Annotated in this window: 9 protein-coding genes and 1 pseudogene; 3 read left to right on the top strand and 7 right to left on the bottom strand. The window is 69.2% G+C overall.

Going from position 1 to position 11,228, the window contains the following annotated elements:
• Positions 1-155: 155 nt before the first annotated feature.
• From hemC (BUC15_RS17545) to hemE, 7 genes and pseudogenes are all read right to left on the bottom strand, one after another.
• Positions 156-1,832 carry a hydroxymethylbilane synthase gene (gene hemC, locus BUC15_RS17545; RefSeq protein ID WP_073191011.1) on the bottom strand — a complete coding sequence of 559 codons (1,677 nt, stop codon included), beginning with the start codon at positions 1,830-1,832 and terminating at the stop codon, positions 156-158.
• 39 nt (positions 1,833-1,871) lie between these two features.
• The gene (hemL, locus tag BUC15_RS17540; protein WP_425443378.1) at positions 1,872-3,155 is read right to left on the bottom strand and encodes a glutamate-1-semialdehyde 2,1-aminomutase; all 1,284 of its coding nucleotides are present in this window, start codon (positions 3,153-3,155) and stop codon (positions 1,872-1,874) included.
• On the bottom strand, positions 3,152-4,117 hold the full coding sequence (hemB, locus tag BUC15_RS17535) for a porphobilinogen synthase (protein WP_073191005.1): 966 nt from the start codon (positions 4,115-4,117) through the stop codon (positions 3,152-3,154). The genes hemL and hemB overlap by 4 nt, the downstream gene beginning before the upstream one ends.
• A gap of 8 nt (positions 4,118-4,125) precedes the next feature.
• Complete coding sequence (locus BUC15_RS20890; protein ID WP_281249307.1) at positions 4,126-4,797, bottom strand: uroporphyrinogen-III synthase; 672 nt, start codon at positions 4,795-4,797, stop codon at positions 4,126-4,128.
• Between the two features lie 63 nt (positions 4,798-4,860).
• A pseudogene (gene hemC / locus BUC15_RS20885) lies at positions 4,861-5,745 on the bottom strand (hydroxymethylbilane synthase); the annotation flags it as partial.
• Positions 5,742-7,022, bottom strand: a complete 1,281-nt coding sequence (locus tag BUC15_RS17525; protein WP_073190999.1) for a protoporphyrinogen/coproporphyrinogen oxidase — start codon at positions 7,020-7,022, stop codon at positions 5,742-5,744. The gene BUC15_RS17525 and the pseudogene hemC (BUC15_RS20885), both read right to left, overlap by 4 nt.
• Positions 7,019-8,026: a uroporphyrinogen decarboxylase gene (hemE, locus tag BUC15_RS17520; RefSeq protein ID WP_073190996.1), complete on the bottom strand. Its 1,008-nt coding sequence runs from the start codon at positions 8,024-8,026 to the stop codon at positions 7,019-7,021. Before hemE ends, BUC15_RS17525 begins: the two co-directional genes overlap by 4 nt.
• 51 nt (positions 8,027-8,077) lie before the next feature.
• On the opposite strand from hemE, the gene BUC15_RS17515 reads away from it, so the two are divergent.
• Genes BUC15_RS17515 through hemQ form a run of 3 tightly spaced genes read left to right on the top strand, consistent with a single transcriptional unit; the run spans position 8,078 to position 11,117 of the window.
• The gene (locus tag BUC15_RS17515) at positions 8,078-9,355 is read left to right on the top strand and encodes a glutamyl-tRNA reductase (RefSeq protein ID WP_073190992.1); all 1,278 of its coding nucleotides are present in this window, start codon (positions 8,078-8,080) and stop codon (positions 9,353-9,355) included.
• Complete coding sequence (locus tag BUC15_RS20565) at positions 9,289-10,404, top strand: ferrochelatase (protein ID WP_245788033.1); 1,116 nt, start codon at positions 9,289-9,291, stop codon at positions 10,402-10,404. Before BUC15_RS17515 ends, BUC15_RS20565 begins: the two co-directional genes overlap by 67 nt.
• On the top strand, positions 10,401-11,117 hold the full coding sequence (gene hemQ, locus BUC15_RS20560) for a hydrogen peroxide-dependent heme synthase (protein ID WP_217652290.1): 717 nt from the start codon (positions 10,401-10,403) through the stop codon (positions 11,115-11,117). Before BUC15_RS20565 ends, hemQ begins: the two co-directional genes overlap by 4 nt.
• Positions 11,118-11,228 lie beyond the last annotated feature (111 nt).

The following is an 11,228-nucleotide window of genomic DNA, read 5'->3' as shown; positions in this document are numbered from 1 at the left end:
AGGATTCGCAAGTCAACGAGCGACCCCAAGCATCGTCTGCTGACAATGCCGAAGACCGCAGAATGAGTAGTAGATCCTGCTCAAACCCACTACCCAACCCAAGCCCTCACCCCAAGCAGGGGCCGAACCTCGTCGTCAAACAGCCTGAGCGCGGCTCAACGGCCGCAGACCTTGACCAACTCGCGGGCCAAGGCGGCGACCCCGAAGTGATCCTTCGACTTGGCCACATCCAGCACAGGAATGCCAAGATTCTTCAGCGCGGCAGCCGTCGGCTCGTCCCAGGCCAGCACGTGGACGTCGTCGCGGTGGCCGAGCAGGTTGGCGTAGGCCTCTGCGAGCGACGGTTGGCTGAGCAACACGGCATCCCACGCCCCGTCGTCCCACATCTGCTTCAACTCTGCGTCCACCTGCTCCACGTCGGACATGGTGTAGATCTCAAGCCGCTCAACCTCGTAGCCCTTCGCCCGCAGCCCGTCCTCCAACTTGGAGGACAACTGGTCGGCGCAGACGATCACCACGCGTTCGCCCTGCTTGGCGACTGGGAACATGTCGACCAGCGACGCCGAGCTGGCGGTGCCCTCGGGGCTCAACACGACGGCGTAACCCGCCTCTTCGGCGACCTGTCGGGTCGTGGAGCCCATGGCCGCGATCTTCTTCGACGCCGGGATCTCCCAACCGCGTTCACGCAGCGCCCACATCGTCTGAGCCGACGGGATGACCACCCAATCCGCCCCATCGAGCGTGTTGTCCGCGGGAATCAGGTGTGCCTCCTGGAGGGTCGCGGTGTCGACGCGCAATCCGTTCGCCCGCAACGTCGCGGACAGGCGACCTTCCTGCCGCGGCAGCAGCACCCGGATCCGGTCATCGTCGGCCGGGCCTTCGATGAAGCTCGACTCGTCGTCTTCATGCGCCCCGGACAGGTCGATGTTCTCGATCACCTCGGGGGCGAAGAACCGCTCAGCCTTGCGTTGCTTCAGCGCGTTGGCGACGTTGTACCCGATCCGCTGTGCGTGGAGTTCGGAGGTGGGCAGCCCGACCTCCAACACGACCCGTTTCGTGCCGTCGACCGAGAACACGCCGGCCTTGAGCCCGAGGATGCCCCGGCGCGACGCGATCGCACCGACCGGCGCGATGTAGCCGGTGTCCAGGCCCGTGAGCACTGCACGCTCGGCGTCGATGCAGATCCGCGTCTCGACGTCGTCGAACTCGCGAAGTGCCGCCACCAGATCCGTGGCGTCGGCACGGCATTCCAAAGCGATGGCGCCCTGACCAGGTGCGGGAAGGATCGGCAGGTATTCAGCGATCCGGTCTTCCAAGCCGAGGGTCTTCAGCCCGGAGGCGGACAGCACGACCGCGTCCAGATCGCCGGGATCCAGGCGACGGACCCGCTCATCGGTCGTTCCCCGGATCTCGACGAACGTGAGATCCGGACGCAGCGCCCGCAGCTGCGCCATCCGACGCAGCGAGGCGAGCCCGACCCTGGACTTGCGGGGCAGCGCAGACAGGGGCACGCCCCTCAACGAGACGAGGGCATCGCGGTGGTCGCCGCGCTTCAACACGGCCGGGAAGATCAGACCCTCAGGCTCATCGGTGAGCGGAACGTCCTTGACCGAATGGACGACGACGTTGCACTGGCCGTCGCGCAACGCCTGCCGCAACTCCCCAGCGAAGACGCTTCCCGAGTAGCCCTCGGGCATGTGGGTGGAATCCGTGGTCACCGTCGTGACGCGCACCACCTCGACCTCGTGCCCAGCACCACGAAGCTGTTCCGCAACCTCCTCAGTGCGTGCCAGCGCCAGCGCCGATGAACGGGTCCCCAACCGAAGCTTCACCTTTGATCCTTCTTCCCTTGTGCGACAGCCCCAAGTCTTTCACGATTGTGCAGAGCGTGCCGCCACCGGAAGCGCATCCACGATCCGAGCCATCGCTTCGTCGTCGTGTGCCGCGGACAGGAACCACGCCTCGAACGCCGACGGAGGAAGCGCCACCCCCTGGTCGAGCATCGAGTGGAAGAACCGGGCGAAGGCTCCCTGATCCTGCGCCTTCGCCTCCTCATAGTTCGTCACGGCGCCCTCCCGGAAGAACACCGAGAAGAGGCTGCCGGCCGCCGAGATGTGGTGCGGCACCGACGCGGCGCTCAGCGCCTCCCCGACGGCCGCCTGGAGCTCGAGCGAGCGCCGGTCGACGGTGGCGTAGACGGCATCGCCTGCGAGCCGCAGCGTCGCCAACCCGGCGGCGGTGGCAAGCGGGTTCCCCGAAAGGGTCCCCGCCTGGTAGACCGGTCCCACCGGCGCCAGCAACTGCATCAGGTCGGCGCGGCCACCCAGCGCCGCCAACGGCATCCCACCCCCGACGACCTTGCCGAACGTGACGATGTCCGGTCGGTAGCCGCCCTCCAATCCGAGCCATCCGCCCGGCCCGACCCGGAACCCGGTGAGCACTTCATCGACGATCAGCAGCGCCCCGTGACGCGACGTCAATTCGCGCAGGAAGAAGTTGAACCCCGGCGACGGCGGCACGACGCCCATGTTGGCGGGCGCGGCCTCCGTGATAATCGCTGCGATCCGGTCGCCGGAGGACGCGAACACCTCCTCCAGCGCCGCGCGGTCGTTGTACTCGACGACGATGGTGTCGCGGGTGGCGGCCTCCGTTACGCCCGCCGACCCGGGCAGGCCCTGGGTCGCGACGCCTGAACCGGCGGAGGCAAGCAGAGCATCCGAATGCCCGTGGTAGCAGCCCGCGAACTTGACGATCCGGTCGCGGCCCGTCGCGCCGCGCGCCAGGCGGATCGCGGTCATGGTCGCCTCGGTCCCGGTCGACACGAACCTCACCTGCTCTGCGACCGGCACCCTGGCCCTGACGGCGTCGGCCAGCTCGACCTCGGCCGCCGTCGGCGCACCGAACGAGAGCCCCTTAGCCGCGGCCTCCTGAACGGCCTCGACTACCTCTGGGTGCGCGTGCCCGAGCAGGGCCGGCCCCCAGGAACACACCAGGTCGACCAGTTCGCGTCCGGCCACGTCACGGATGTAGGCGCCCCGGGCAGACGCCACGAACACCGGCGTTCCGCCGACTGAGCCGAACGCCCGCACCGGGGACGAGACCCCTCCGGGGATCACGTCCCGGGCATGCCTGAACAGCGCCTCGTTGTCGATCACTTCAGCCATCCCGCCAACTCCTGTGCCCAATAGGTCAACACGACATCGGCCCCGGCCCGCACGATCGCCGTCACCGACTCCTCCACGATCCGACGGCGGTCGACCCAGCCACGCTCGGCGGCGGCCTCGACCATCGCGTACTCCCCCGACACCTGGTAGGCAGCCACCGGCACCTCGGAGACGGCGGCCACGTCGGCCAGCACGTCGAGGTAGTAGCCCGCGGGCTTCACCATCACCAGGTCGGCGCCCTCGGCCAGGTCGAGCCGCGCCTCGCGAAGACCCTCGCGTCGGTTGGCCGGGTCCTGCTGGTAGGTCTTCCGGTCGCCCTGCAGCGTGCTGTCGACCGCCTCCCGGAACGGGCCGTAGAAGGCGGAGGCGTACTTCGCGGCGTAGGCGAGGATCGCGACGTCGTCGAAACCGCCTGAGTCGAGCCCCTCCCGGATCCGGGCGACCTGGCCGTCCATCATCCCCGACGGCGCCACCACGTGGGCGCCCGCTGCGGCCTGCGCGACCGCCATCTCGACATAGGCGGTCAGCGTCGAATCGTTGTCGACCTTCCCGTCCTCGAGCACGAACCCGCAGTGCCCGTGCGTGGTGAACTCGTCGAGGCAGGTGTCGGCCATCACGACGATCTCGTCGCCGACGGCGTCACGGACGGCCGCGATACCGCGCTGCAGGATCCCGTCTTCGGCCCACGCCTGCGACCCGAACGGGTCCTTGTCCTCGTCGTCCGGCACGCCGAACAGCATCAGGCCGCCGACCCCTGCCCGGACGGCGCTCTCGGCCGCGAACCTGACGCCGTCAAGGTCGTGGCGGCTGACCCCGGGCATGGACGAAACGTCGCCGCTCTGTTCTGCGACGAACATGGGCAACACCAGCTGCGAAGGACGCACCTCGACCTCGCGGACGAGCCGCCGCATGGCGGGCGTGGTGCGCAGCCTCCTGGGACGCACGGTGACCATCTCTTCTCCTATCCCCCGATCGCGGCGATCACACCGGCCGCGTCCTGGGTCTCAGCGACGGCGTCGGGTTCGACGCCGATCCGGATCAGCGCCGCGGCAGAGGGTGGCCCGAACGCGACCACGCGGGTGCCTTCGCGCCAGCCGAGCAGCCGGTCGACCGCCTCGCCCACCGATCCGGAGGTGACGACGACCACGTCGAACGTGCCGTCGCGGTACTCGCGGGCCAGGTCGGCAGGCGCCGATTCCAACGCCTCCACCGTATACACCGCGACCGCGGTGACATCGTGGCCCCTTGTTTGGAGGGCCGCAGCAAGCTCGCCGGATGAGCGGGCCGAGCCGGGGATCAGGACGTTGCCCTCCGTGTCCGGCCAGGCATCAGCCAGTGCCTGGGCGCTGCCACGGCCTCCAGAAGGACGCAGTGCAACCGGCAGCCCGCGCGCCAGGGCTGCGGCCTCGGTGGCCGCACCGACGGCGGCGATCCGAGCCCCCGCGGGGAGGGTGAGGCCCAGCCCGTCGAGCACGTCGAGGGTGGCCGGCGAGGTGATCACGACCCAGTCGGCGGCGTTCGGCCAGTCGGTCGGGACGATCGGAATCCGGCGCTGCAGCGGCACTGCCATCACCTCCGCGCCGGCGGCCCGGATGCCTTCGGCGAGCGCCCCGTCGGCACGCGGCAACAGCACGCGGAGACCCGCAAGCACGGTACCCCCGCCCCAGAGCGACGAATCGTCGTGCAGTTCAGCGAGCCTTGAGGACCGTGCGGCACCGAGGTCGATCACCTCAGCCGCACCATCGGCCAGGAGCGCGGAGGCGGCGCGATGGCCAGAAGATGTATCCAGGTCGACCGTGGCACGGACGGCGGCGGTGCCATCGGGCGCGAAGACACCGGCGTCAAGGCGACCCTCGTGGCCCCAGGCTGCGATCGGGGCGGCGCACCCCCCACCCAGGTCGGCCAGCACATCCCGCTCCGCGGTGACCGCGAGGCGGGTCGCCGCATCGTCGAGCGCTGCCAGCGCCGCGATCACCTCGGCATTGTCGCCGCGGCACTCCAGCGCCAGCGCCCCCTGCCCGGGCGCGGGGAGGATGTCGAGCACATCCGTGGCGGCGTCGACCATCCCCAACCGAGCCAGCCCAGCCGCGGCAAGCACGACGGCGTCGAGGTCGACAGAGGAGACCCTTGCCAGTCTGGTCCCGACGTTGCCACGCACATCCACATACCTGAGGTCGGGGCGCAGCAGCCGCAGCTGCGCCACCCGCCTCGGTGACCCGGTGCCGACGCTCGCCCCCGGAGGCAGCGCAGCAAACCTCAGGCCGTCACGGGCGCAGAGCACGTCGTGCGGGTCGGCCCGGGTGGGCACGGCCGCAATCACCAGACCGGGCACCGGTTCGGTCGGCAGGTCCTTCATGGAGTGGACGGCGAAGTCGCAGCCCCCGTCGAGCAGGGCGGTGCGCAGTTCGGCCGCAAAGACACCGAGCGACCCGGTCGTCGCCAACGACCCCCTCGTCACGTCGCCTCGGGTCCTGATCCGGATCAGTTCGACGTCGTGGCCGAGCGCGCGGAGCCGGTCGGCAACCTGCCCCGACTGGGCCAACGCCAGCGCCGAGCCACGGGTGCCGAGGCTGAGCCTCATGCGTGAACCCGCTGCGTTCCGGCGATCACCGTGCTGATGCCGTTTCCATCCAGCCAGGCCCCCACCATGTCGACCCCGACCGCAGCCGCCATGCCGACGAGGTGGTCGCGGTTGGCCGCCTCGATCCGGGTCGGCAGGCTGTCCCAGCTGACTGACACGAGACCGACGGCCTCGGAATCCGCGATCCGCACGCCGGTCAGCCTCGAGGCGTCGGCCAACACCTCGGCACGCGTGGGGAACACGTGGTCGGGGTAGGACAGGCGAAGCACCTCGAGCCCCGACTGCGCGGCCCACGGCCACTTCGCGGAGTAGTGGGTCAACGCCTTGGCGCGGACCGCGTCACGCGTGGCCACCAGCACGCCCGAACCGACCGGATGGTCTTTCAGCCCTGCGCTGGAGGCGGCCAGCAGCACCTGCCGGGCCTTGTGCACCGGGGGCGCGGGGAACTCCACACCGAGCCCGCCCATCAGCCTGACGGTCACCGCCGCCGGGGTTGCCAGAACGACCCGTTCGGTCAGGAGGTCCTCGCCGTCACGCACATGGACGTGCAACCCCTGCCTGCTTCGTCGGAGGCTGGCGACGGGGGCAGCGAGCCGCACGTCGACACCAGCTTCCTCCAGCCGGGCCGCAAGGGCGTCGATCAGCCTGAACATGCCCCCGTGGGGCTGTTCCACCGCCGATCCCCTGCTGGCGCTGAGCGCCGCGACGGCGCCGATGAGAGAGCCTTCGGTGCGGATGGATTCGAGGATGCCGGGGGCGACGGCGGCCAAGGACAGGTGTTCGGGGGTGGTCGCGTAGATGCTGGTGGCCACCGGCGCGACCAGTTTCGCGACGGCCCCTGCGCCGAGCCGGACCCTGGCCAGGTCGCCGATCGTGTGGGCGTCCTGGCCCACTTCCGGGCCGAGCTCCAGGTCCTTCGCGAAGCGTGCCTTCTCCTCATCGCTCAGCACGCCGAGTGAGGGGTCGTCGAGGGAGCCCGGGATGCCGAGGAGCCCCTCGGCCATCGGCCAACTGCCGTCGGCCCACCACACGTGGGGATGGCTCTCGGGGGCCGCCACTTCCAGCCCCAGCTCCCGGCACAGTGCTCTGCCGAGGCCACCGCGGGTGGAGTATGCCTCGGCGCCCGAGTCGACCTGGATGCCGGCGACCTGGACGGGGGCGATCATGCCTCCCCAGTGCGGGGCCGCTTCACGGATCTTTACGCTGTGACCGGCCTGCATCAGTCGGTATGCGGTGAGCAGGCCGGCGAGCCCACCCCCGACGACTACGGCGTTCACAGCTGGTGGAGGAACGCGACCAGTTCGGTCAGCACTCCCGGGTCGGTGGTCGGCGGAACGCCATGACCAAGATTGACGATGTGCGCGGGCGCGGCCCTACCGCGCTCGACCACGTCCACGGCATGCGCCTCGAGTGGCTCCCAGCCAGCGGCGAGCAGCGCAGGGTCGATGTTTCCCTGCAGAGGGACGCCGGGCAGGAGCGCGGCGGCCTCGTCGAGCGGCGTCCGGTAGTCGATCCCCATGGCCTCGACACCGAGCCCGGCCATGTCTGCCAGGATGTGCCGGGTGCCGGTGCCGAAATGGATCCGAGGCACCCGTCCCTCCACCGATCCGAGAGCCTTGGCCGAATGGGGAGCCACCGATGAGACGTAGTCGGCGCGGGTCAGGGACCCAGCCCAGGAGTCGAACAGTTGGACGGCTCTGGCCCCCGCGTCGACCTGGACGGTGAGGAACTGCCCGGAGATGCCCGCGCACCAGTCGAGCAATCGATGCCAGGACGTCGGGTCGGCGTGCAGCATCGAACGAGCCGCGAGATGGTCGCGCGAACCCCGACCCTCCACCAGGTAGGCGGCCAGGGTGAACGGCGCTCCAGCGAAGCCGATCAGCGGGGTGTCATCGCCCAGTTCGGCGACGACGAGCCGAACCGCCGCCTCGATCGCGGACACATCCTCCAGTTCGTGCGCGACGAGGGCGTCGACGTCGGCCGCGGTGCGGATCGGGTGCGCGATGACGGGGCCGATGCCCGCTTCGATGTCGACGTCGACCCCCGCCAGCACCAGGGGCGTCATGATGTCTGAGAAGAAGATCGCGGCATCGACCCGGTGGCGCCGGACCGGCTGGAGGGTGATCTCGGCCGCCAATTCGGGTTCCAGGCAGGCTTCGAGGATGCTCGTGTCGTGCCGGGACGCTCGGTATTCGGGCAATGACCTGCCGGCCTGCCGCATGAACCACACTGGTAGATGGTCGGGACGGGTACCGCTCAGCGCGGTCAGGAGTGAACTCATGATGGGGTTGATTCTGCCGTACCCGAGGGTGATGGTTGAATAGGACCCACTGTGACATTGCGGATCTTCTCAATTCAGCACGACCGGCAGGGCTTGTCCGAGGTCGAACGGATCAGCGCGGGCCTCGACGGGCTCGCGGCCCGGTTACGCGCGCACGACGGCGTCAACGGCGTGGTGCTGCTCGGCACCTGCAACCGCGTCGAGCTGTTGCTCGACACCGAAGGCGACATCCCCAACACATACCTGCGGGGCTGCATCAACGAGAGTTTCGCCACCGCCCCGGCGTGGGACCTGTTCCTGGGCGAAGCCGCCTTGGGGCATGTGTTCCGTGTCGCAGCCGGCCTCGACTCGATGGTGATAGGCGAACGCGAGATCGCGGGGCAGCTTCGCCGCGCCCTCGCCGATGCCCAGCACGACGGCCACGCTTCGCTGCCGCTGATGATCGCCGTCGAGGAGGCGCTCAAGACGTCGCGGCGTGTGGCCAACGAGACCAAGCTTGAGGGCGCCGGCCGCTCGTTGGTCGGCACCGGGCTGGATCTGATCTCCCTTCCCGACTGGTCGCGGTCGCGCGTGCTGATCGTCGGCACCGGTTCGTATGCAGGCGCCGTCGTCGCTGCCCTGCGCTCCCGTGGGGTCAACGACATCGGGGTGCACTCCTCCAGCGGACGTGGCTCCGATTTCGCCAGGAGCCACCGGACCCGCAGCGTCGATTCGCTGGCTGATGGCCTTGAGTATGCCGATCTGGTCGTCACCTGCCGGGGGTTGGGCTGCCACGTCATCGGCCACCGGGACATCACCCGGCCGATCCGCCTCCTCGACCTGTCGCTGAAACGCGACGTCGACCCGCTCGTCTCAAAGGTACCTGGTGTCACGCTCGTGGACCTGGCGACAATCCAGGCCGAGTTGGGGACAGGCATCGCGGAGGACACGCGGAAGGCGCAGGCCATCGTCAACGAAGGCATCGCTGACGCCTTGACCCGGCTGCGCGCCCGGATCGTCGACCCGGCTGTCGTCGGGCTGCGTGAGGCCATGATGGCGCTCGTGGAGGACGAGGTGTCGCGGCTGCCGAACCGGGCGCTCACCCATGACGACGCTGCACTGGCGCTGCGGCGGCTCGCCACCAGGTTGCTCCACATCCCGTCAACGCGGGCGAAGCTGGCGGCCGAGCGGGGTCGCACCGATGAGTATCTGCATGCGATGGCGGAGCTGTACGGGATCGGTGACGAGCCCGACATCGACCCGAACGACCTGGAGGAGCAGACGTGCCCAGTGACCCACTTGAAGGTCTGCGATCTCGAGGAGATGCCGTCGTCGCGGCAGGCGATGTGAGCCTGGCGCCGTTCTCGGCGGTGCTGTTCGCGTCCTACGGCGGCCCTGACCGCTCGGAGGACGTGCTGCCGTTCATGCGCAATGCGACCGCGGGCCGGGGTATCCCGGACGCACGGCTACTGCAGGTCTCGGCTCACTATGAGCTTTTCGGCGGGAAGTCGCCCATCAACGAGCTGAACGCGCAGCTGATGGACGATGTCCGCGCCGAGTTGCTACGCCGGGGCGTCGAAGTGCCGGTGGTGATCGGCAACCGCAACTGGCATCCGATGTTCGCCGAGACTATCGGCGCGCTCGTCGATGCTGGCCATGAGCGGGTGTTGGCGGTCGCCACGTCGGCCTACCAGTCATACTCGAGCTGCCGTCAATACTGCGAAGACCTGGAACGCGCGGTGGATGGGCACGCGCTGAGGATCGACAAGCTCGACCCGTTCTGGGCCGACCGCCGCTTCGCCGAAGCGAACGCCCGCTCGCTCGTGGCCGCCGTGCGGGCGCTGCGAGGCAAGGTCGGGTCGGGGCAGATCCGCATCCTTTTTGTCACGCATTCGATCCCCCTCGCCATGGACGAGGCGTCATCGACCGGTGCGCCGGAGGCCCGCTACGAGGCGCAGCACCTGCGGGTTGCGGCGCAGACGGCCACGCTGGCCGGGGAGTCCCTCGGTGAGGAATTGGCTTGGGAGTTGACGTTCTGCTCCCGCTCGGGCGCGCCCCACATCCCATGGCTCGAACCCGACATCAACGACCGGTTGCCCGAGGTGCAGGCCGAGGGTGTCGTCGGCGTCGTGGCGGCACCGATCGGGTTCATCTCCGACCACATGGAGGTCGCCTACGACCTCGACACCGAGGCGAAGAAGACCGCCGCCGATCTGGGCTTCCCCTACGTCCGAGCCGCCACCGTGGGAACCGATCGGGGTTTCGTGGAGATGCTGGTCGACAGGCTGCTGGGGCATGCGGCCGCCGTCCGCGAGGGGCGTGAAGCCGTCGAAGTGTGCAGGTATTCAACCGGAACCTGCTGTTTGTCCCGACCCGAACTGCGAGGAGCGACAAGATGACGAAGCACCCCGGCCGCGATGAGCGTGATGAGACCGACGTGGACCTAGAGGCGATCAACGCGACGCCGCTTTACGCCATGTACTCGGTCTTCGCGACGGCCTCTCCCCTGCCTTCAGACGATGACACCCTTGTGGCGGCCGAGACCGAGGTCGAGGCGACCGGGGTGAAGGTCCGAGGGTTCTACGATGTCGGCGGCTTCCGGGCCGATGCGGACCTGATGGTGTGGATGCTCGCGAACGATCCGGAGACGCTGCAGGCCGGGTACCACGCGCTGCGCCGGAGCGCCTTGGGCGACTACCTCGAACCGGTGTGGTCCGTGATGGCCATGCACCGCCCCTCCGAGTTCAACCGCAGCCACGTGCCAAGCTGCTTCGCGGGGTTCGCGCCGCGGCCGTGGCTCACCGTCTACCCGTTCGTGCGCAGCTACGACTGGTATTACCTGGACGCAGAGCACCGCTCGAAGATGCTCTACGAGCACGGCATTGCGGGTCGCGAGTTTCCGGAGGTCGTCGCGTCGACGCTGTCGGCGTTCGCGCTAGGCGACTACGAGTGGATCTTGGCGTTCGAGGCCGATGAGCTGCACAGTCTGACCGACGCGATGCGTCACCAGCGCGGGGTCGAGGCGCGGTTGCACGTGCGGGAGGAGACGCCGTTCTTCACGGGTCCTCGGGTCGAGTTGGGCGAGTGGATCGGACGCCAGCCGAGGGTCTGAGTAGGGCCGCGCGACGGTTGAGCCGGGCCGCGCGTCGGTTGAGCCGGGCCGTGAGGAACGAGCGGCCCGTGACGAAACCACTCGTGACGTGCGCAGGGACCCTCCCAAAGA

The sequence above is a fragment of the Tessaracoccus bendigoensis DSM 12906 genome (assembly GCF_900141915.1).
Taxonomy (GTDB): Bacteria; Actinomycetota; Actinomycetes; order Propionibacteriales; family Propionibacteriaceae; genus Arachnia; species Arachnia bendigoensis.
The sequence above is the reverse complement of the archived record's forward strand: the minus strand, read 5'-3'. Positions and strand labels throughout refer to the sequence as shown.

Bases quoted from the DNA above. Each gene is read 5' to 3' on its own strand.
- hemQ (WP_217652290.1), top strand. From the start codon at position 10,401: ATGACGAAGCACCCCGGCCGCGATGAGCGTGATGAGACCGACGTGGAC.
- hemE (WP_073190996.1), bottom strand. From the start codon at position 8,026: ATGAGTTCACTCCTGACCGCGCTGAGCGGTACCCGTCCCGACCATCTA.
- hemB (WP_073191005.1), bottom strand. From the start codon at position 4,117: ATGGTCACCGTGCGTCCCAGGAGGCTGCGCACCACGCCCGCCATGCGG.